The 21,813-nt window shown below is 61.8% G+C and carries 17 protein-coding genes; 5 read left to right on the top strand and 12 right to left on the bottom strand.

Features of this window, described 5'->3' with window-relative positions; translation table 11 throughout:
* Positions 1–58: 58 nt before the first annotated feature.
* The 6 genes from MKZ91_RS08800 to MKZ91_RS08775 form a co-directional block, all read right to left on the bottom strand.
* Positions 59–1,234: an ABC transporter permease gene (locus MKZ91_RS08800; RefSeq protein WP_336170120.1), complete on the bottom strand. Its 1,176-nt coding sequence runs from the start codon at positions 1,232–1,234 to the stop codon at positions 59–61.
* Positions 1,231–2,229, bottom strand: a complete 999-nt coding sequence (locus tag MKZ91_RS08795; RefSeq protein WP_336170117.1) for an ABC transporter permease — start codon at positions 2,227–2,229, stop codon at positions 1,231–1,233. The genes MKZ91_RS08800 and MKZ91_RS08795 overlap by 4 nt, the downstream gene beginning before the upstream one ends.
* Position 2,230: 1 nt before the next feature.
* The gene (locus MKZ91_RS08790) at positions 2,231–4,132 is read right to left on the bottom strand and encodes an ABC transporter substrate-binding protein (protein ID WP_336170115.1); all 1,902 of its coding nucleotides are present in this window, start codon (positions 4,130–4,132) and stop codon (positions 2,231–2,233) included.
* Positions 4,129–6,021 carry an ABC transporter ATP-binding protein gene (locus tag MKZ91_RS08785; RefSeq protein WP_336170113.1) on the bottom strand — a complete coding sequence of 631 codons (1,893 nt, stop codon included), beginning with the start codon at positions 6,019–6,021 and terminating at the stop codon, positions 4,129–4,131. Before MKZ91_RS08785 ends, MKZ91_RS08790 begins: the two co-directional genes overlap by 4 nt.
* A 123-nt stretch (positions 6,022–6,144) precedes the next feature.
* Entirely contained in the window at positions 6,145–7,095 is a 951-nt protein-coding gene (locus tag MKZ91_RS08780) for a polysaccharide lyase (RefSeq protein ID WP_336170111.1), read from the bottom strand.
* An 8-nt stretch (positions 7,096–7,103) separates the two neighbouring features.
* Positions 7,104–8,453: an adenylate/guanylate cyclase domain-containing protein gene (locus MKZ91_RS08775; protein ID WP_336170109.1), complete on the bottom strand. Its 1,350-nt coding sequence runs from the start codon at positions 8,451–8,453 to the stop codon at positions 7,104–7,106.
* 375 nt (positions 8,454–8,828) lie between these two features.
* On the opposite strand from MKZ91_RS08775, the gene MKZ91_RS08770 reads away from it, so the two are divergent.
* Positions 8,829–10,166 (top strand): nucleotide sugar dehydrogenase, encoded by a 1,338-nt coding sequence (locus tag MKZ91_RS08770; RefSeq protein WP_336170106.1) that lies wholly within the window; start codon positions 8,829–8,831, stop codon positions 10,164–10,166.
* Between the two features lie 39 nt (positions 10,167–10,205).
* Here the strand turns inward: MKZ91_RS08770 and MKZ91_RS08765 are convergent, their stop codons facing one another.
* Positions 10,206–11,387 carry a DUF3095 domain-containing protein gene (locus MKZ91_RS08765; RefSeq protein ID WP_336170104.1) on the bottom strand — a complete coding sequence of 394 codons (1,182 nt, stop codon included), beginning with the start codon at positions 11,385–11,387 and terminating at the stop codon, positions 10,206–10,208.
* Between the two features lie 307 nt (positions 11,388–11,694).
* On the opposite strand from MKZ91_RS08765, the gene MKZ91_RS08760 reads away from it, so the two are divergent.
* Complete coding sequence (locus MKZ91_RS08760; RefSeq protein WP_336170102.1) at positions 11,695–12,525, top strand: MBL fold metallo-hydrolase; 831 nt, start codon at positions 11,695–11,697, stop codon at positions 12,523–12,525.
* On the opposite strand, the gene MKZ91_RS08755 is transcribed toward MKZ91_RS08760, so the two are convergent.
* The 5 genes from MKZ91_RS08755 to MKZ91_RS08735 all read right to left on the bottom strand — a co-directional run bounded on the left by MKZ91_RS08755 (position 12,512) and on the right by MKZ91_RS08735 (position 18,479).
* Positions 12,512–13,282, bottom strand: coding sequence for a polysaccharide deacetylase family protein (locus tag MKZ91_RS08755; protein WP_336170100.1), 771 nt, complete (start codon positions 13,280–13,282; stop codon positions 12,512–12,514). The two genes, MKZ91_RS08760 and MKZ91_RS08755, sit on opposite strands and share 14 nt — an antisense overlap.
* On the bottom strand, positions 13,279–14,376 hold the full coding sequence (locus MKZ91_RS08750; RefSeq protein ID WP_336170098.1) for a glycosyltransferase family 4 protein: 1,098 nt from the start codon (positions 14,374–14,376) through the stop codon (positions 13,279–13,281). Before MKZ91_RS08750 ends, MKZ91_RS08755 begins: the two co-directional genes overlap by 4 nt.
* Before the next feature lie 55 nt (positions 14,377–14,431).
* Complete coding sequence (locus tag MKZ91_RS08745) at positions 14,432–14,698, bottom strand: hypothetical protein (RefSeq protein ID WP_336170551.1); 267 nt, start codon at positions 14,696–14,698, stop codon at positions 14,432–14,434.
* A gap of 162 nt (positions 14,699–14,860) precedes the next feature.
* The gene (locus MKZ91_RS08740; protein WP_336170096.1) at positions 14,861–16,315 is read right to left on the bottom strand and encodes a lytic transglycosylase F; all 1,455 of its coding nucleotides are present in this window, start codon (positions 16,313–16,315) and stop codon (positions 14,861–14,863) included.
* A gap of 40 nt (positions 16,316–16,355) precedes the next feature.
* Entirely contained in the window at positions 16,356–18,479 is a 2,124-nt protein-coding gene (locus MKZ91_RS08735) for a mechanosensitive ion channel family protein (protein WP_336170095.1), read from the bottom strand.
* 196 nt (positions 18,480–18,675) lie between these two features.
* On the opposite strand from MKZ91_RS08735, the gene MKZ91_RS08730 reads away from it, so the two are divergent.
* From MKZ91_RS08730 to MKZ91_RS08720, 3 genes are all read left to right on the top strand, one after another.
* The gene (locus MKZ91_RS08730; RefSeq protein ID WP_336170093.1) at positions 18,676–19,032 is read left to right on the top strand and encodes a hypothetical protein; all 357 of its coding nucleotides are present in this window, start codon (positions 18,676–18,678) and stop codon (positions 19,030–19,032) included.
* 416 nt (positions 19,033–19,448) lie between these two features.
* Positions 19,449–19,898, top strand: a complete 450-nt coding sequence (locus MKZ91_RS08725; protein ID WP_336170091.1) for a helix-turn-helix domain-containing protein — start codon at positions 19,449–19,451, stop codon at positions 19,896–19,898.
* A 27-nt stretch (positions 19,899–19,925) separates the two neighbouring features.
* A complete protein-coding gene (locus MKZ91_RS08720; RefSeq protein ID WP_336170089.1) occupies positions 19,926–21,800 on the top strand; it encodes an SARP family transcriptional regulator in 1,875 nt (624 codons plus the stop codon).
* Positions 21,801–21,813: the final 13 nt, after the last annotated feature.

The following is a 21,813-nucleotide window of genomic DNA, read 5'->3' as shown; positions in this document are numbered from 1 at the left end:
GTTCAGGAACAATGAACCGAATGTCGACGCCAGCCGGTTGCCAGCGTCAAACCGCGCTTCATTTGTAGGGATCGGCCGCGTCACGCAAGCCATCTCCCAAGAAGTTGAATGCCAAAATCACAAGAATGACCGGGATTGTGGGAAATAGGAGCCAGGGATAAAAGGCGATGACGCTGACGCTTTTTGCCTCCGTCAGCAAGATGCCCCAACTGGTGATGGGCGGTCTGAGGCCGAGGCCGAGGAAGCTGAGCGCCGTCTCACCCAGGATCATGCCGGGGATCGAGATGGTCGCGGTTGCAATCAGATGTGACATGAAACCGGGCACCAGATGGCGTCCGATGATGCGGCTGCTCTTGGCCCCCATCAACTGGGCAGCAAGGACGTAATCCTCTTCGCGCAGTGCCAGGAGCTTCGAGCGGACGGCTCGCGCCAGACCTGTCCAGTCCAAGAGCCCGAGGATGATGGTAATCCCCAGATAGATCAGGATCGGGCTCCAGGTCGCCGGCATGATCGCAGCCAGCGACAGCCAGAGGGGAATGCTCGGGATCGATTGCAGCACTTCGATAACGCGCTGCGTTATGAGATCGAATACGCCGCCGTGGTAACCTGCAAGCCCCCCGATGACGATACCGAGCACGAAGCTGACGGTGATGCCGAGCAAACCGATCGTCAGCGAAATCCTGGCGCCGTAAATAATGCGCGACAGCACGTCGCGGCCGAGGCGATCCGTTCCGAGAAAAAAGGCCTGGCCGTCCTTTGCCGGGCAAACGAGATGCACGTTGCTGTCAAACAGGCCCCAGAAACGATAACTGTCGCCGCGGCAGAAGAAGCGAAGCCGCTGCACATCCTTGACGTCGTCGGCATAGTTGCGCTTCAGCGTGTCCATATCGAGCGTCATCGTTCGGCCGTAGACGAACGGGCCGACAAAACTGCCCTCATGGAAAAAATGCACCGACTGCGGCGGCGCATAGATGTAATCCATGTTGCGGGTGTGCAGGTTGTAGGGCGCCAGAAACTCGCAGATAAGGATCATCAGATAGAGCGCGGCAAGGAAGATGCCCGACACGAGCGCGAGCCGGTGGCGGCGGAACTTCCACCACATCAGACGAAGCTGTGAAGCCTGGTTGACGCGGACCTGCTCGTCCGTCATCGCCTCTACGGAATAGGGATCGAACGGGGCTGTCGATACGTAATGCGGCAGGGGTTCGCCGGGCGCCGGAAGAAATGACGTCACTTGGTGCTCCTGCCTTGCAGCCGAATTCGGGGATCGAGAATGGCGAGCGCGATGTCGGATATCAGCACGCCGATCACGGTGAGGAAGGCGAGGAACATCAGGAACGAGCCGGCGAGATACATGTCCTGGCTCTGAAGGGCCTTGATGAGCATCGGACCGGTGGTCTCCAGCGACAGCACGATCGCGGTAATTTCCGCGCCGGAGATGATCGCCGGCAGGATGGAACCGATATCCGAGATGAAGAAGTTCAAGGCCATGCGGAGCGGATACTTCAGCAGCGTGCGCATCGGCGAAAGCCCCTTGGCGCGCGCCGTCACAACATATTGCTTCTGCAACTCGTCAAGAAGATTGGCGCGCAGACGCCGGATCATGCCGGCGGTGCCGGCCGCACCGACGATGATGACCGGGATCCAGATGTGTTCGAGGATCGATTTCGCCTTGGCCCAACTCATCGGTTCGGCGAGATACTTCTGGTCCATCAGATGGCCGATCGAAATCCCGAACCAGATATTGGCGAAATACATGAGGATCAGCGCCAGCATGAAATTCGGGATGGCGATGCCGATCAGCCCCATCAGCGACAGGCCGTAGTCGCCCCAGCTGTACTGATGGGTCGCAGAGTAGATGCCGATCGGAAAGGCGATCAGCCAGGTGAAGATGATCGTCACGAATGAGACAAGGATCGTCAGCCACAGCCGGTCGCCGACGACGTCACTGACCGGCAGTTCGTATTCGAAGGAATAGCCGAAATCGCCCTGCAGCATGCCGGCAACCCATTGGACGTAGCGTATCGGCGCCGGCTGGTCGAAGCCGTACTCCTTCCGGAGCGCCTCGATCTGCTCCATGTCGACGCCTTCACCCTGGGCCTTGATCTCGGCAATGTAGCTTTCGAAATAATCTCCGGGCGGCAGCTCGATGATGGTGAAGACAAGAGCGGAAATGATGAGCAGGGTCGGAACCATCGCCGCGATACGCCAGAGAATATAACGCAGCATGTCAGCCTTCCTGCTCGATCCAGAAAGTATCGGGTTTGTAGACGCCGAAGTAGGCCGTGGGATCGAAGCCGTAGAGCGCCGTCTCCGGCACGTTCACCAGCGTCTTGGCGACAAGGATCGGCTGCAGCGATGCGTTGACGATCCCGATCGAGAACACCTGGTCGGTATAGACCGACAGCATCCGCCCCCAGATTTCGGCACGCTCGGCGTCTTCCGCCGAATGCCGCCAGCGCTGCAACAGCTCCGTCAGCTCGATGGCTGCCGGCAGATCCGGCGCCTGGCCCATTTCTCCGTGCGAAAGATAGTTGAGCCCCCAGACCGGCCATTGCAGCTGGTCGTCGGCAGTCGGGGCCAGTTGCCCCGGGTTCATGTCTGCCGTGGGAACGCCATTGTCGATCCCGAACCACATCGACATGATGATTTCGCCGCCGACGGCGCGGCTGCGGAAGGTATCGCGCTGCGAGGTTCGGATGAACAGGGATATGCCGATCTTCTGCCAGTAATCGGTGATGAGCTGCAGCACGTCTGTCTCGAGCGTGCTCTCGCCGGCCGTCTCGACGACAATCTGCGCCGCCCGCCCGTCGGGCAGAATCCGAATGCCGTCGCTGCCGCGCTTGGTCAGCCCGGCCTCGTCGAGCAAGGCGTTCGCCTGGGTGGGGTCATGGGCAACCCACGCGTTGGCGTATTCGGGGCGGAAAAGCGGGCTGTCGGGCAGGACCGTATCGGCGCTCTCCTTCGTCAGTCCGTAGAAGACCGCCTTGTTGATCTCCGTTCGGTCGATGGCAAGCGACAGTGCGCGACGAACGCGCACGTCCTGCAGCAGCGGTCGCCAGACCGGATCGGAGCAGTTAAGATTAGGCAAGAGCGCCAGCCGCGACCCTTGCGTCTTCTTCCAGAGCAGCACCTTTACCGGATACCGCTTTTCGGAATCCTTGAGGAACGTGTAGTCGACAAAATCGATGCCGGTTGCCTGCAGGTCGCTTTCGCCGGTACCGGTCTTTGCCGGTATCAGCGCGGACGAGCTGACGCTCAGCACGAACTTGTCGATATAGGGCAGCTGCAGCCCATTCTCATCGACGCGGTGATAATACGGATTGCGCTCAAAGACGAACTGTTCGGCAGGCAGCGGCGTGGTGTTGCGCCAGGGGTCGAGCGTCGGCAGATCCGGGTTCTCCGGACGATAGGAGCGGGCCATACGCATATGCAGCTGGCTCCACTTCTTGACCCTCTCTTCCTTCATGAGGGCCTTCAGCTTGTCCTCTTCCTGGTACTTCTCGTGGAACTGCTTGAGATAGGCCGAAGGCATCGCCACGACCAGTGGCTGGGGCGCCGCCAGCTTCTGCAGGAAGTCCGGATTGGGGGTCGACCAGGAATAGCGCACGGTGCGCTCGTCGATGACCTCGAACTTGCCGACCTCGCCATCCATCACCAGCGCCGTCGGCATGCCGGCCGGGCTCAGCTTTTCGTTGTTGAGAACGTCCTCCCAGCAATAGCGGAAGTCTTCCGTCGTCAACGGGCTTCCGTCGGACCACTTGTGCCCTTCCCGCAGATGGAAGGTGAAGATGCGATCCTCGACGGTTTCGTAGCTTTCGAGGACGTCCGCCTCGATCTTCAGCTTTTCATCAAAGCCAACCAGCCGGGCATAACCATAAACGGTCATCAGCCGGATGTCCTTGGCGCTGCCGATCAGCATCCGCACGACGCCGCCGTGCTTGCCGGGCTTGCGCCCCATGGCCGCGACATTGATGACGCGGGGCGTCTTGGGCAGCCGCTCGGCGAGCGGCGGAAGCTTGCCGTCGGCAATCAGCTTTTCCAGAAATGCCGGCTCGCCGGCAGCGGCAAAGAGCCTGCTCGGCAGAGCCACGGTTGCCAGCAATGCCAGTACAGTTCGGCGGGTGATCATGGCCGCAACTCCCTTGCATCCACGGATCGACGCGCCAGCACGAAGTGATCACCACCGAGATCGGCGGGGATCAGCGCGTCACTAGCGTCATCGTCACGGAACTGAGCGCCCCAACGACGCATGTCGGAACCTTCGCTGTCCTTCAACCTGTCGAAATCGAGCGGCCGGTCGAGATCCGGATATGGTACGGCCGCCAGCAGCGATTTGGTATAGGGGTGTACCGGCTTGCGCATCAGCACCTCGCGCGGCGCAACCTCGACGATGCGCCCGGCACACATGACGGCAATGCGATCCGCCATATAGTCGACGACGGCGAGGTTGTGCGAGATGAACAGGCAGGTAAGCCCCAGTTCCTTCTGCAGGTCCTTCAGCAGGTTCAGGATCTGCGCCTGGACGGAAACGTCAAGCGCCGAGACCGGCTCGTCGCAGATCAGCAGTTCCGGAACCAGCGCCAGGGCGCGGGCGATGCCGATGCGTTGACGCTGACCACCCGAGAAACTGTGCGGGTAGCGGTTGATGAAGCGCTGGTCGAGCCCGACCGCCTGCAGCAACGAGCGCACCGTCTCGACACGCGACTTTGCCGTACCGCGTCCGTGGATCTCCAGCGGCTCGCTCAGAATGTTCTTGACCGTCATGCGCGGCGAAAGCGAAGAGACCGGGTCCTGGAACACCATCTGGATCTTCGAGCGCATCGCCTGCAACGCGTCGCCCTGCACTTTCAGCACATCGACCCGGCCCTCGCCATTGTCGAAGGTCACCGATCCGCTGTCGGGCGTCACCGCGCGCATCAGGATCTTGCTGACGGTGGTCTTGCCGCAGCCGCTTTCTCCGACAAGGCCGAGGCATTCGCCGCGGCGAATGTCAAAGCTGACGTCGTCTACGGCACGGTGATACGAACTCTCGCCGCCACCGAACCAGGATGACTTCCGTGTTCCATAGGTCTTCGAGACATTGCGCACGGACAAGAGGACTTCGGGCCCATGACGCCTGTCGGCGGCCGATGTGCCAAGCAACGTCCCAGCCTTGACCGGCACTTCGCGCAACGCCTTCAGCCTTTCTCCCGGCTTCATGTCGAAATGCGGCACGGCGGCCATCAGCCCCTTGAGATAGGGGTGCTGCGGGTTGCGGAAGATTGCTTCGACTGGACCCGCCTCGACGATCTGGCCGTGATAGATCACCACGACCTCATCGGCCATGTTGGCAACGACGCCGAGGTCGTGCGTAATCAGCAGCATCGCCATGTTGAGCTTCACCTGAAGCTCGCGCAACAGTTTCAGGATCTGCGCCTGCACCGTCACGTCAAGCGCCGTTGTCGGCTCGTCCGCGATCAGCAGTGCCGGCCGGCAGATCAGCGCCATCGCAATCATCGCGCGCTGGCGCATGCCGCCCGACAACTCGAACGGATACATGTCGTAGGCTCGCTTCGGATTGGCAAAGCCGACATAGCCAAGCAACTCCTCCGTGCGTGCCCGTCGCTCCGCCTTTTCCGCATCCGTGTGGATCTTCAGCACTTCGGAAATCTGGTTGCCGATGGTGTGAAGCGGTGACAGCGACGTCATCGGTTCCTGAAAGATCTTGCTGATACGCGTGCCGCGCAGGCTGCGTATCTCCTCTCCTTCCCGTTCCAGAGCGAGCAGGTCGGTCGGCTTGGCGCCCGAAGCAGGATCGTTGAACAAAATTTTGCCGCCAACCTTGGCGACGTTGGGCAGAATACCCATCACCGCCTGGCTGATCGCCGACTTGCCAGATCCGGATTCGCCGACGAGCGCCGTGACCTTGCCGGGCAAAATTCTGAAATTCGCGTTATTGACGGCTTGTACTTCGCCGCCGAGCACCGAGAATGTGATCCGCAGACCTTCAACTCGAAGCAGGTCCGCCCCAGATGTCATAGCAGCACGCTTCCCTCATCGTTTTTTATCCGCCGCCTCTAAAAAAAGACTAGCGCAGCTTCAGAGGGCTGTCCAGCACGGCCGGCTGCAACCGAGGCGCTACCCACGTGCATCTTCAGATGGTTAGGGCGAAGGGCACGCACCATCCTTCAACACGTCGGAGCAGTTCGGGGAGCGACGAAAGTCGTCATAGAACATCGTCCAGTCGGTCTTGTCGGCGGCGCGATAGGGGCCGAACTTGAAGTACTGGTTCTTGCCGAGCCCCTGGTCGTCATGGCCGACATGGCCCTTCACGGTGATGATCGGCTTGCCATTGGCAAAGAGTTCGATGCGGCCCGAGCCGTTGGCGCCCGGCTGCGTGTAGATCGCAAAATCGATCCAGCCCGACTTCGGGTCGGGCAGCGGGTTGCCATGGTCCGTCACCGCGATGGCATCGGTGCAGCCATTGAACAAGCTGCCGTCTTCCAGCTTCCAATTGCTGTCGGCGGCCACGAGCATTCGCATCTGATTGACCCCGGGCCGACCCCAGACGGGGATTTCACCGGGCTTGCAGCTTGCCGGCGTGCCTTCCGGGCCGGCGGAAAGCGGCGCGATATAGTTCGTTTCCACCGTCACAAACAGCTTGCCGGAATCGAGCCGCAACGCCAGGAACGGGCTGAAATCACCTTCTGCGCCCGGGTCGATTTCGCGCTTCCATTGGGCGATCAGGTAGCGATGATCCTCGCTCGGGACCGGGTCGGCGAACTTGACGGCGAAGCCGTACCAGACACCCTGGTCATAGGGCACCCGCAGATCCGTCTTCTCCCAGATCTCCGCACGCTCGCTGCAACCGTCAAGCGAATCGGGGCAGATCGGCACGACGCTCAACTTGAGGGCGCCATTGCCGGTGCGCTTGACCAGATCCTGAAACTCGACCGTGCCAGCGCTCTGCTCGAAGTTCTCGCGGTAGTAGAGCCCCCCTTCCGATGCGAAATTTTGCCCGTCGAACCCGTCGAACAGTTTGGTTTCCCACGGCTGCGCCATCGCGCCTCCGGACATTGCGATGCTGGCGGCGAGAAACACAACTCGGAACATTCTTCCCCCTACTGAAGCATTTTGTCGATCAGGCCGCGCGGCGGCTGGAGCGGACGGGTGTTGCGATGAAGCAACATGACATGTTCCGCCTCGGAAAGTCCATCCTGCAAGACGTCGTCGAACCGTTCGTCGGCTCTCGCCAGAAGGGCGGCGTCATTGGGGTAGAGGATCGTGAATTTCTGACGCACGCCCCTGAGTTTTTCCTGGCCGAGCGCCGTCCAGTCACCGCCGCAATAGTTGACGAAGGCTTCGCTTGCGACAACGCTGTGGGCATATTTCTTGGTGAGGTTCTGCAGCCGCTGAACTTCGTTGACGGCAGAGCCGAACGCGGAGAACGTCAGGCGGTCACGCAAGCCCACATTGCCGAACATCACGTTGCCGACATGGAGCCCGATACCGTAGCCGATCGGATCCCTTGCCTGCTTGCGGCGCTCGCCGTTCAGCACCTCCATGCGCGCGGTCGCCGCGCGGACGGCGGTAAACGCCTCACGAGCGGCAAACTCCGAGGGCTCCTTGTGTCGGCCGCACGGATAGACGGCGATGAACCCATCACCGACGAAGCTCAGGATGTGGCCACCATTGCGGTTGAAGGGTGCCGCGATCGCATCGAAGTAGGTGTTCAGCGTCTCGATATAGGACTGGCGCCCCTCTTTCTCGGCCAGCATGGTCGAGCGGCGCATGTCGGCCATGACCAGAATGGCGCGAACCGTTTCGCCATCACCGCGGCGAACCTGCCCGCTCATCACGCGCCTGCCGGCGCTGGAGCCGAGATAGGTCGTCAGCATGTTGTCCGCCAGCTTGCCAAGCACCGCCATCTTGGCGGCAACCGCCAGGTGATGCTGCAGCTTAAGCAAGGCCCCGATCACGTCGTCGGTAAAGCCGCCATGACGGTCCGTCGTCCATGATCCGACCATGCCATGGCCGGAATCCGCGCCCAGCGACTGCATGAAGGCAAGGTAGTCCGTAGCGCCCATCTCCTTCAAATCGTCGAAGATCGGGAACTCGGACGGCGTGTCCATGTAGATGCGCCGCCGGACGTGCTCGAGATTGTTGTTGAGCAGATAATAATAGGGGCTCTGCAGAAAACGCTCGGGATTGAGCGCCAGCTCCTCGTGCCTGAGGCCGCTGACTTCAACGCCCTTGCCACGAACCCAGGTAAAGCCAAGAGCGTCATAGAGCGGATGCAGCATCGAAAAGGAGAGATGGACGCGCATCAGTGGCAGGCCGGCGGCTGCCAGCCGTTCGCAAAAACCCCTGACGATCGTTTCCAGCGGCGCGTCGCTGAGCGATGTGCGCATCAGCCAATCGGCAACCTTGTCGATGAGGATTTCGGATACGTTGTCGTTCGTCGTGGCCATTTCGCGTCCTCACCATGACAGGCCGTCCCGTATCAACCATCCGGAGACGACGAACGCCCCAGCCTTCAGGCCGGTCGAAGTTCGCGGTGGATGATGATGAGCCGTGCCCGTTAAGAAAATGCTCCAGCCGGTTCCGGCGTCGATGACGTGCAGGCACCCGGAATGCGGCACTTATACCTTGCAGATATTGACGGCGCCGGGTGATTTCCAGAGGTGCTGCAAAGTTTTTATCGCACGACGTGTCGATGGCCGGCTTATCGCCGGCGGCGATTCCAGATGGCGCCGCTCGCTTGACTTGGGGCTTGTTTCTCTCCAACAAACCACGACATGTTTGCGCGGCACCGTCCGTCTGCCCACGAGATCCGGAAACCAAACTTGACCTCACCTCATTACGAAAGCCTGCTGTCGTCCATCTCCACCTTGAGCGCCCGGGTCGGCGTCATCGGCCTTGGCTATGTTGGGCTGCCGCTGGCGATCGCGGCTGCACGGGCGGGCTTTCCCGTCACGGGCTTCGACATCGATCCCACCAAGATCGTCGCACTCGACGCAGGCAAATCCTATATCGCGGCGGTCCCGGATGCCGCGCTCTCGAAGGAGAGCGATGCCGGCCGGTTCCGCTCGACGACGGATTTCCAGCAACTGGCGGGCTGTGATGTCATCATCATCTGCGTTCCGACACCGCTGACCAAACATCGCGATCCGGACCTGTCCTTCGTCGAAAGAACATCGCACGCCATCGCCGCCACCCTCAGGCCCGGCCAGCTCGTCGTCCTGGAATCGACGACCTACCCGGGCACCACCGATGGCGTGGTCCGCGCAATCCTCGAGCAAACAGGGCTCAAGTCGGCAAGCGACTTCTTCGTCGGCTTCTCGCCGGAGCGCGAAGATCCAGGCAACCCCGTCTACGAGACTGTCAGCATCCCGAAGGTCATTGCCGGCGACGGCGCCCAGGCGGCGACGTTGATGGAGCGGTTCTATTCGGCCGTGGTCAAGACGGTCGTGCCGGTATCCTCGAACGCGACGGCCGAAGCCGTGAAGCTCACCGAGAACATCTTCCGCTCGGTCAACATCGCGCTCGTCAACGAACTGAAGATCGTCTACGAGGCAATGGGCATCGACGTCTGGGAGGTGATCGAGGCGGCAAAGACCAAGCCGTTCGGTTACATGCCCTTCTACCCGGGCCCGGGGCTCGGCGGCCACTGCATCCCGATCGATCCATTCTACCTCACCTGGAAGTCACGGGAATACGAATTGCCGACACGTTTCATCGAGCTCGCCGGCGAAATCAATTCGGCCATGCCCCGCCATGTGGTCAGCCGGCTGGCAGAAGCGCTTGACCGGCACGCGGGCAAGGCGCTCAGCCGCTCCAACATCCTCGTCGTCGGGCTCGCCTACAAGAAGAACGTTCCAGACATTCGCGAGAGCCCGTCCTTGCGCCTGATCGAACTGATCGAGGAGCGCGGCGGCCGCACGGCCTATCACGACCCTCATGTCACCGAGATCCCACCGACACGCGAGCATGGCGCCCTCAAGGGCCGGCAATCGGTCACGATCAACGAAGGGGCGGTCAAAGCGTTCGACGCCGTGCTGATCGCCACCGACCACGATCAGGTCGACTATGCCGCACTTGCTGCCTGGTCGCCGCTGATCGTCGACACACGCAATGTTTTCCACCGCAACGGGCTGACGGGCGCTCACATCGTCAAGGCCTAGTTCGCGGCAGTTGCCGGTCGCTGTCGCTGGCGGCCGGGCTTAAGCGCCCGCGCCCGCCGCGTTCGATCGTGCAAGCGCAGCCTTGAGCTTGCTTGCAGCCACGGCATAGCCGCCCGAGGCGCCATCGACGAAATGCATGTGATCCCGCGCCATGGGCGTCGGAACGATGCAGGTCATCAGCGCCGAGTCCTGCTGGTGCAGGCCGTAGTGGCCAACGCCAGCGGCAGCCGCCTGCTGCAGGCGGGCCTCGATGCGCTTAAGCCTCTCAGCGCTGATGTCGACGGTCATCTTCAGGCCGTCGTCGAACTTGCGGAAATCGGTATTGTCGGCAAGATCGCGCCGGTATCGCGTCGTATCGAAAGTGCCGAAGTTCCAGTTCAGCCTGAAACAGACGAAAAGGGCAAGCGTCTGAAGCGTGATCCAGCAACGCGCAAGCATGCGCCGCCCGCGCGAAGCGATCGCCCGCGCTTCGGCATCGATCCCCTTGAAGGAGAAACGCGGATCGGGGCCGAGTTCCGGAACGGGGTGGCCACCACGGTCCTCTTCGTCAGCCAGCGTGACGATGTCGGCGATCAGAGCCTGGAACTCCGGACCGTTGCCCAGCGGCCCCGGCACCGCGATGATCGAGGCGATGGCTCCGTGACGCGACTGGATCGGGTTCCAGCGACAGGAAAGACCGGTAAGATCCGGGCGGCTGCCAGCCGGCGCGGCTTCGACATGATAGCGGCCGGCCTTCATGGCCGCCTCCGCCCAACTGGCGCCGCCACCGGCAAACATCGCATAGAAAACCTCATCGCTCGCCTTGAAGCGCGCGACGCGCATGTCGAGACCATTGGCGCGGATGTCGGTGACAGGCACCAGGGCGGCGCGCAGTTCCAGTCCAAGCTCTTCGGCCACCCAGGTCTTGACCGCAGAGAGTGCGTTTCTCGCCCGGTCCGCCATCGCCGCCGGCAGCGCGGCAAGCGCACCATCCCCCCCAAAAACGAAGGGCATCGCTTTTTCGTCAAGCGCGTTCATCAGCGCGGATATGACGCTCGCTCCGGCCATGTTGACGATCTTGTAGCGGCCGTCGGCGATCGCGCCGGTCGAGTTGACGATATCGGCGACCGCAAGCAGCCATCCATCTGGCAGCGGCCGGTAATTCGATTCGTCCGCCACCCCTTCGAACGCATCGAACAGGGGTACGGTGTCGTAGAACCGTCCTTCACTTGCCTCAGCCATGGGTGACCTGTTCCCTACGTTACAGTTTGTTCGCCAGTTTCCTGCGTTACTGACCGTTCGTTAGATAATCCACGGAACAGCGCAACAAAAAGTTTCATATGCCGTTGCTAAGCCCCCTCACCGATCCGGCAGTACAGGCTGCGCCGCAGCCCCCGTCGGGTGATTTCACTTCTCCCGCTCTTGGCGATGCTAAGGTTACCTTCCAAATAATAACCCGTGGCATTGCAGGGGTGAGGAGATATGTGCTTGTTTAACAGTCACACAGGGATCAAAATGATCCCAGCGTGCGTAGTGAAGCCGAAACTGAATGCGTGACGACAACTTTCGAGTGCGGTTCTGGGGCGTAAGAGGTAGTTTGCCGGTATCCGGCCAACAATACGTCGCCTATGGGGGGAATACATCCTGCATCGAGATCCGATGCGGCAAGGATGTGTTGCTCTTCGATGCAGGGTCGGGGCTGCGCGAGGCCGGTTACTCGCTGATTGCCGAAGGTGTCGAAGAGTTTGACCTGTTCTTCACTCACAGCCACTACGACCACATCATCGGCCTCCCCTATTTCAAGCCGATCTACAAGTGTCGGAACTCCGTGCGCTTCTGGTCCGGCCATCTCCATGGCACGATGACCACGAGGGAAATGATCCGCGATTTCATGCGACCGCCGTGGTTCCCGGTCGATCCCGACATCTGTCAGGCCAGCCTTGACGGCATGGACTTCAAACCTGGGGACGTCCTGACGCCGCGTCCCGGTATCACCATCCGAACGACCAGCCTCAATCATCCGGGCGGCTGCGTCGGCTACCGGGTCGAATGGAACGGACGCGCCGTCGCCCTCGTCTTCGACACCGAGCACGAACCCGGCATTCTCGATCCCGGCGTTCTTGAACTCATCGCCGGCGCCGAGTTGATGGTCTATGACTGCACCTACCTCGAAAGCGAGATGGTGCATTTTCAAGGCTACGGACATTCGACCGGGGTGCACGGCGCCAGGCTGGCGATGGCCGCCGGCGTGAAGCAACTGGCGATGTTCCACCACGATCCGTCCCGCACCGACGAAGCGCTGGCCGCGATGGAACGCGACGTTCAGGCGACTTTCGCGGGCGCTTTTGCCGCCCGAGACGGACAAATCATCGACCTGTGATTTCGGGACCCGAGAGCCAGCGGCAAGCCGGATGCCTAGCGGTTGCCGCAAAGAGCTCTTCGAGGAACGACCAGACGGCCTCGTCATGAACCAGGTGATGGGTCAGCAGGCCAATCGTCCGACCGGCCTGGTCCGCCCTTTCCTCGACCTCACCGCAGACCTGGCCAAGCCTCACAATGAGATCCGCGACGATCGCGGCATGGTCACGACAGCCGCGCGTTCCGCGCCAGTCCATGACATCGACATGGGTGTTGACGAGCCGGAACGGCAGCGGCTTTTCCGGACCAAAGACCGACAGCACAGCAAAGCCGACATCGCCCAAAGCATCGAGAAGCACGGGATCGATCCGGTTCCACGGTGGCACCAGCACCGGAACGAAGCTCGCGGGAAAGAGCATTTTCAGGCGCGCAAAGCCAAGTTCGAGGTCATGAACGACAATGGCCCGCGGACGGTGGAGGCCGAGCTCCTGCTTCTTTTCCTGCGGCGGCGCGTGGTTGCGGTGTGCCCACCCGTGCACGGCCACGCTCACATCGGCAAGACCGTCCAGTCGGCGCGCGAGTGCATCGCCTGCAAGAGCGGGCGGGACGGCCAGCACGACCGGAAGCGCATATCGATCGACCAGAGCCAAGAGGCGGTCGAGCGCCGCTGTCGGTTCGGCCGCGTCGTCATCCCGCAACCAGAAATCGACGTTTTTTCCGGATGCCGCCGCGCGGTCAAGCGCGGCCGCAAGCTGATGCCAATGGGCGTTGTCCGTCATGCCGGCCTCTCCAGGAACTCACCAAAGATCGCGCGAAGGCGCAGCGCCGCAGCCGGAAACGACCGCTCGTCGTGAACAAAGCGCCGGGCGGCCTCCCCCAGTTGCCGACGACGGGCTGTGTCCTCGATCAAGCCCCGCATCGCGGCAGCATAGGCGTCGGTATCGCCCTCGGGCGTCAACACACCCGTCTTTCCGTCGCAGACCACCTCAGGCACGCCGGCCGTTCGCTGGGCAAGGACCGGCAAGCCGGCGGCCTGCGCTTCGAGATAGGCAAGCCCATAGGCCTCGCCGCAGCCGGGCCATACATAGAGGTCGCCATCAGAAAGGATGTCGGGCAGCTCGGCCGCCGCCCTTTCACCGAGCCATCTCAAGCGGCCCGTAGGCAAATCGGCAAAGACCCGTTGCACCTCCTCGCGACAGGGCCCGTCGCCGACGATCGTCAAACTCCAGGCGGCATCGGCAACGAGCGCCAGCGATTGCGCCAGCATCCGGTAGCTCTCCATCTTGTCGCCGCTGCGCATCATCGCAACGACCACCATCCGACAGGCGCCACCCGACCGCACAAGGCCCGGGACGAACGGCGTCGCGTCGATGAAGGGTGCGAGCATCGCGTGGCGGCAGGCCGGAGCCCCCTCGAGCAGCCCGTCGCGGTCGCGACGCGTCAGGCAAATGTTGACGGCCGCCTGTTCGATGGCCGCCAGCACGTGGCTCTGGGCAACGGCGCGCACGCCTTCGTTGCGCCGGCGCGAGTATGAGGCTTCCGCGGTCAGGTAAGGGATCGAGAACTCGGCGGCGAGTGCAGGCCCGAGCAGATCCGGGGCCTTGTAGTACGGGTGGTAGCAAAACCAGAGATCGGCTGCACCTTCGCTCTTCCAATGAGCGCGTATCCGGACCACCTCGTTTTGCGCGTCCGACTGCAGGCGGGAAAAATCGTCAACCGAGGGGTTCGCCAGAAAACTTCGCAGGTTCGAAGCGATCGTGACCTCATGCCCATCGGCGCGCAGCGCTGCGACCAGCATGCGCGCCATCAGGCGGTCGCCGGAGGGCACCGGGTGATCGGGAGATTTGAGCGGTGCATAAAAGGCAATCTTCATCCGGAGCGAGCTATCATGCCTCCGCTGGATACTGTCAACCGACGCCGATCGCTCATCAATCGATCGGCAGATCGTAGTAGTCCCGACGGATCAACCTCAATGAGCGATCCGGCTCGATGACATAGGTCTCCTGAACGAAACTGTTGCCACTCGTGAAGCGGTGCGGGACGATGCTGCCGACGGGCGCCTTCGTCAATTTTGTGCGCGGCTGGCCGCCATAGGTGATGCTGCCGGGAATCGGTTCAAGGTCCGGCGTCGTGCAGCTCGCAAGCGTCAACACGAAAAAGCAGAGCAAGGCAGACAACCGAGCTTCGCCGAACATGCTCTTCACCAAAGCCATTTTTGACCTCCATGCGCTTGGCGCCGATCTCCTGGCACCGGTCCTGCCGCACTCACAGGCTCTTGCATCAATTGATGTGGTTGCCGGCCGGGCGCCAACCGCGCAACCCTTGACACCGTCGCCGGCCTGCCTTCGCCTGTGGGCTTACGGCGTGGCGGTTCCTTCCTTGCTTCCGACCTTCGTCGCCCCCGCATCTGCATCATGCGCCGCAAGCAGACTATAGGCGACATAGTACTTGTAGATATTGCTGACGTATTGAACCGTCTCGCGCCCGACAATCGCCGCGGCAGCGTTTTCGACATTGCCGAACCAAAGGTTCGGATCAAGCCCCATATCCTTCGCCTTCGCCCGGAACTTGCGCAGATTGCCCGGCCCAGCGTTGTAGGCCGCGAAAGCGAAAAGCATCTGGTTTCGCGGCGTGACCGCCGGATCGTTGATATAGGTATCGGCCAGAAAGCGAAGGTACTTCGATCCAGCCTCGACGTTCAGGTCCTCGTCCTTGTCGATGCCGCTGATATTGACCGACTTGTCTGCGGCCGTCGACGGCAACAATTGCATGATCCCGACCGCACCACGGTGGCTGCGGCGGGACTGGTCGAGCTGCGATTCCTGGTAGCCCTGCGCCATCAGCATCAAATAGTCGAAGGAATAGGTCTTTCCGTGCTTGCGGAAGATCTCCACAAGCTGCTTGAAGCGCTCGACATCGGCTGGCGCATAGGCGCGCTTCAGCATCTTGTCGCCCTTGTAATAGGTATTCTTCAGGATGTTGCCGAAGGTCGTACCGACCTTGTGGGTCTTGACGAAATCGTCGAGGACGGCTTTCAGCTTCGGGCTGTTCTTGCGGATCGCCCAGGCGATCTCGCCGTGATCGGACAAGACGATATCGTCACGCACCTTGATGTCGGTGAAGACCGTCGCCCAGATGTCCGCCTTGTATTTGTCGACAACCGTCCACGGCAATAGACCGGCATTGATCATCTCCAGGACGTCTTCATCCTCGAGGTTTTCATCCATGTCCTTCAGCGCAATCGGCGCGCGACCGGCCTTTTCGAATTGGGCGCTGAGCGCCGCCAGGTGCTCGTAATAGCTGCTCGATCGGCGGACGTGGGTTTCCTGGCCGCTCAAGTCATCGAGGCTCGCGATCGCCGGCGAGGATGGACCGGTAACGAGCACCTCCTTGGCCTCGTCGAACAGCGGCGCGGTGAAATCCACCTTGGCAAGCCGCGCCTCGGTAATCGTCAGGTTGGCCATGACGATATCGCCGAGGCCCTCTTCGAGCGCAGACAGCAACCGTACGCGCGGCATGGGCACGAAACCGACGCGGATCTTGTCGATCTGCTTCTTGCGCCCCTTGTTGAGCTCGTTCTCAAGCGCCGTACCGAACTCGACCGCCGTGCCGAGCTGCTGGCCCCGGTCGACGAAATAGATCGTCTTGCTGAACGGCACGATGATACGCACGACACGGCGCTTTTCCATGCCGTCGAAGTCATCCTTGTGCGGCACGAACATCGAGCGGAGAAAGGCTTCGTCCGATTGCGCAAGGGCGCTGGCGCCCGCGAAGAACACGAGCAGAAATAGTCCCAAAAGCAGGCGTTTCATGACCGAACTCCCAAGCCCCCGAGAAACCTGTTGCTAGATCCTATTCCTTCGGCGCACCGCCTTCGCCAAGCGCCGCGGCAGCATTCTTCTTGGCGATCGCGTCGCGGGTCGCCGCAGCGGCTGCGGCCGATTGCTGCGGCTCGTCGCCTGCCACCTGCACCGTTGGCGATGCAAAGTTGATACCGTTTTCCTTGAAGGCTTCCTTGATCATGACCTGGGCCCGGCGCCGGACCTGAGTCTGGGCTCCCGGTTTCGTCTTCATGGCAAAGCTCAGTGTCATGCCATAGTCACCGAACTGTTCGACCCCCTTCATCTTGACCGTTTCGAGGATCAAGGGCCCGATATCCGGATCTTCCAGCAGCTTGGCGCCGATGCCCTTGACGACCTTCTTCACCTTGGCGACGTCGGCGTCGAACGAAACGTTGATCAGGAACTTGTCGATGACCCAGTCGCGGCTCATGTTTTGAACTGCGCCCAGCGAACCGAAGGGTACCGTAAAGACCGGCCCCCGATGGTGCCTGAGCTTGACGGAACGGATGCTGAAGGATTCGACCGTGCCCTTGTAGCTGCCGCTCTGGATATATTCCCCGATACGGAAGGCGTCGTCCATCATGTAGAAAATGCCGCTGATGACGTCCTTGACGAGGGTCTGCGACCCAAAGCCGATCGCCACGCCGAAAACACCAGCGCCGGCAATGAGCGGGCCGATTTCGACGCCGAGGCCCGAGAGCACCATCAACACGGCCACGACCGCAATGAAAGCCGCGAGAAAATTGCGCAGGATTGGCAACAAGGTCATCAGACGGGTGTTGCGAGCACGCTCGGCCGGGTCGTCGGTTGCGTGATTGGCCTGCTTGACGCGCAGATTGATGAAGCCCTTCACGAGTTGCCAGACGAGGTCTGCCGCCAGCAGAATGACGACACCGGCCAACGCCCCTCGGAAAGTCCGCTTGAAGGCATCATCCTCCATCATTGCCGTGGCGCTGACCTTGAAGACGAGGGCGAGCCATCCGGCGGCAAGTGCGATGACCAGCAGCCGGGCGCCGCGCTCGATCAAGATGTTACGGATGACACGCGCTTCGTCGTCGGCCGAGGCGTCCAAAAGCGTCTTGGTAAAGGCGCTGGTGAAGCGCAGCAGGGGCGGCAAACCGATGAAGTAGAGACCGATCCAGAACAGCACGTCCATGCCCGCGACCCAGACGAGCCACAGCACGATCAGGAAGGTAATCAACAGCACGTTGCCGACAATGCGGCGTGAGCCGGTGACGGCACCCGCAGGGCGCCGCGCCACGGTCAGGATTCCAAGCGCAAGGACCACGAGGCCGAGGGCCGCTGTAATGAGGTTGTGGACGTCGGCTGAGATGGAGAGTGCCCGCATCGCATCGCCGACACCCCAGACGAGCGCCGCAGCACCAATCAGCCAAAGGCAGTGACGATGCCAGAAATGCGCTTCATCCGCCGTAAGGGACAGGTAGCCTGCTCGCCCTTCGGCATTTCCCTCGTTCGCTGGCCCGCCCGTCAGCACGGCACCGGCGACAATCATCAACAGCCGGGCACCGATCCAGGCTCCGAGCAAGGGCGCGATTGTCGCCTCGAGCCGTGCCGGCCAGTCAGCGATAGCAAGCACCGCCAAGCTGACCGCCGCGAAGACAACAAGCGGCAGCACCCGCACAAGCATGGTTCGGGCCGGCCCCGTCAACTCTGCGCCCTTCAGGCTGCGCCCGAGCTGCCAGCGCAACAGATACTCAGCGCTGTAACCAATCAACAGGATGAGCAGAAAGCCTTTGAGAATGGGAGCGGTGCCATGGCTCACCATGTCCCCCGTCACGCGTTCACGCGCCGCCTGCATTTCCGGAAAAACGCGCGGCACCGCGTTGCGAATGCCCGTCAAGTGCCGCCTGACCTCGGCCGTCCACCTCGCCACGATACCGGTGGCAGGCGCCGCTGCAGCCGCAGGCGGGGCGGCCGCCGGCTTCGTCGACAGCCACTGCTTCACTTCCGGATCGTCCAGCAACTGAATCAATTGTTGGACCTTGGCCGGCGGAGCGATAGGGGCCGCCTCCTGCGCAAACCCGTGCGAAGCGATGCCAACGACGATCGCTAGAAACGCAAGCAGGCCGCAAAACGACTTCCACATGCGTTGCGGCAACTTCAAACCAACCATCCCCAGTACCCCTGTCGAACAAGCCGATCCCCCGATCGGCTCGACTCTTGCCTATTACCAAACGCTAGCACACTCGCTGCCGTTTGTGCCAACGTCGCCGCAGGTCGCGTTGCCTTGTCAGCGCCGACGGAACCCGCCGCCGCCGTGAAAACCGCCACCCCCCGCCAAAACCACCGCTGCGGAACCCGCCACCGCCGTGGAAGCCACCGCCCTCAAAGCCGCCACCACCAAAGCCGCCGGGCCGATCAAAGCCGCCGCGATAGCCACCGCTCGGAAAGTTCAGTGGCCGCTGGTCGAACGATTGACGCTCCAAGCTACGCTGGTTGCCGAGCTGGCGTCCGATCTGGTCGACGGCGAGATGGTCTGGCGCCTGGTTTCGCGCGCCTATGTCCGCTCCTTGCGGATCGATCCGTTGGTTGACGGACGCGCTTGTCGTGGCAGGGCCGGCCTCGGCCGGAACGGCGGCTATCGCAAGCAGCGTCAGGGCCAGGGTAGAGCGATGCATCTCGGTTCTCCGATATCCAAAGGCGATCCGCGCCGGCCGTTATGCTGAAGACGTCTGATTGCCCTCTCAAACGACGACCAGAGGCCGGCGTCAGAACCGGTGGAGCAGCAAGCTTGTTTGCCCGCCGGGTCCGCACAAGTACGTAACAGTAACGGCGACCGTAACGGGCCTCTGACGACGCCACCCGAGCCGGCAGAAACGCCCGGCTTTCGCGGCGCGCCCTCCTTCAGGGCGCACCGAATCGGCTGGCGCGACCCAAGGCTTCGCCGTCGCCAGCGTGCCGCACGGCTGTGAACCGGGGGCTGCTGTTCCAATCACGACACGCCCTGCGCTGTCAGCCACAAACGATGCGGACAAAGATCGGCAAATCTCTGTGTTTTAGCCCGTGGTGATTGCATCGGGCGATTTATTCAAGCAAACTCATATGCATGAACTGACCACTCCTACGTGCGGAGGAAATGCAAGTGAACACGAAAGCCCCCAGCCAGATTGATGTCTTTGTCGGTTCCCGCGTCAGGATGCGTCGGTTGATGGCCGGGTTGAGCCAGGAGAAGCTGGCCGACGGTCTCGGGATCACATTCCAGCAAGTACAGAAGTACGAAAAGGGCACGAACCGCATCGGCGCCAGCCGTCTTCAGGCCATCGCCGATATCCTTGGCGTGCATCCGAGCTTCTTCTTCCAGGAGGGCGAAGATCCCGCCTCTGCCCGCTCCGGCGAAGCGACGCGCGAACCCAGTGAAATCTCTTCCTTCGTCTCGTCGAAGGAAGGTATCGCGCTCAACCGCGCCTTCCTGAAGATCACGGATCCCGTGCTGCGCAAGAAGATCATCTCGCTTGTCGCCGCCGTCGCCCAGACGCCGGAGACGGAGACCACCCGGACGGCAACGAGCCACAACCAGGAACTGCACGGATAAGCGGCTGCGCCCGACAGGAATGACCGGATGACATTCAGACTGCAGACCCTCGGGCGCTTGCGTCTCGTCGATGCGGAGGGGCGCGACGTGCCCTTCCCGGAGAAGGGTCTGCTCATTTTATGCCATCTGATCGTCGACGGACTGCAGGAGCAATCCAGAAACGATGTCGCAAAGCTCTTGTGGGACGAAATCGTGCCGAGCCAGGCCTTCGTCAACCTGCGCAAGACGATCTCTCGCATCATCGCCCGGCAGGATGAACTCGACTGCCACTTCCTGAGCTTTTCGCAATCGTCGGTACGGCTCGACAGGAGCCGGTTGCACAGTGATCTGGACGACATTGGCGGTAATGGCGAAGGCGACGTTCTCTCGCGCTTTCGGCTGGCCGCGACCACGCTTCAGGATGATTTCCTCAGGGACCTGAGATCCCAGGGCCAGGCGCTCCACAGCTGGATCGAACGACACCGAAGCGAGCACGTGGCACTGCTGCGGGAAAGCCTGCTTGCAGCCGCATCCGAAGCGACCAGCAACCACCGCAAGCTCGTCAAGGCGGCAGCGACGCGCCTCCTTGAGCGCAACCCGCTCGACGAGGATGTGCGCAGGATCCTTGCCCAGGCCTTCCAGCTGGAAGGCAATCATATCGAGGCGCGGGTCATCTCGCATGGGAACCTGCCGGCCGCCCCCTCAAAGCAGGAAGGGTCGTCGGCGCCGGTCCTCTTCTCACCGGCTCCAGAAGCGTCCGGAGACATGCGGCCACCCCGCGTCGTGCTGCTGCCGCCGAACAACGGATCGATAGACAGCCCCGCGACCCAGTTTGCCAGTGCCCTGATCGAGGACGTGACGATCGGTCTCTGCGCGCTTCGCTCCGTGTCGGTGATCGCTCCCTATACCGCCGCACAGATCAGCCTCCAGGCCGACAAGGCAAACACCTATCAGAAGCACGCGATCAGCTACATTCTCGACACGCGCCTCACCGACGAGGGCAGCCGGCTGACGCTGTTCACGCAGTTGATCTTCTTTGCCAATGACGAAGTGATCTGGGCCGATCGCTTCAACCTCGATGGTGACGGCTTGATGGCCTCCCGGCGCGAGATCTCGAGGCAGATTGCGCTGGCCATTGCCAGCCAGGTGGAGCGCAACGAGACCCACCGCAAGTCCTACGAGACCAATGTCGGCTCCTACCGCAGCTTCCTGCTAGGGCAGCGCTATCTCAAGCAACTCAATCTTCCTGAGGTGCGGCGCGCGCGCAAGAGCTTCCGCGAGGCTCTCTACCAGAATGGCGACTTTGCGCCGGCCATGAGCGGGCTGGCCCGCAGCTACTTCGTCGAATGGTTGCTGACCGCGCGCGGTGACAGCGAGTTGCTCGCACTTGCTGAGCGGCACGCGCGCGACGCAGTGATCGCCGACGACACGTTGGCGACGGGATACCGCGAACTCGGGGTCGTCAAGCTCTACCTCAGACAGTTCGACGAAAGCATGGAGTTCCATGACAAGGCCGAAGCGCTCAGTCCGCAGCACGCCAATGTGATCGCGAGCTATGCGGACACGCTGGTTCAGGCCTCCAGGCCGGAAGGCGGACTGCGCAAGATCCAGGCCGCGCTCGACCTTAATCCGATCGCGCCTGACGAGTACTTCTGGACCGCCGCCGGTGCCAGCTATTCGCTCGGCCAGTATGAACAGGCGATCGGCTACATCGACCGCATGCGCGATCCCACTCCCGCCGACAGGCTTTCGGCGGCAAGCTGGGGCATGCTGGGCAACCGGAAAAAGGCGCGCCTGTACGTTCGCAAGACCTTCGACGTGCATCCCGATTTCGACCTCGACAAATGGATCGCGATCGTCCCCTTTAGGGAAGAATGGCAGCGGATCCACTATTGCGAGGGCCTGCGAAAGGCAGGCTTCTAAGCGTTCTCATCAA

The sequence above is a fragment of the Ensifer sp. MJa1 genome, assembly GCF_037026475.1.
Lineage (GTDB): Bacteria > Pseudomonadota > Alphaproteobacteria > Rhizobiales > Rhizobiaceae > Ensifer.
Note: the sequence above shows the minus strand (reverse complement) of the source record. Positions and strands in the feature narration are given on the sequence as shown.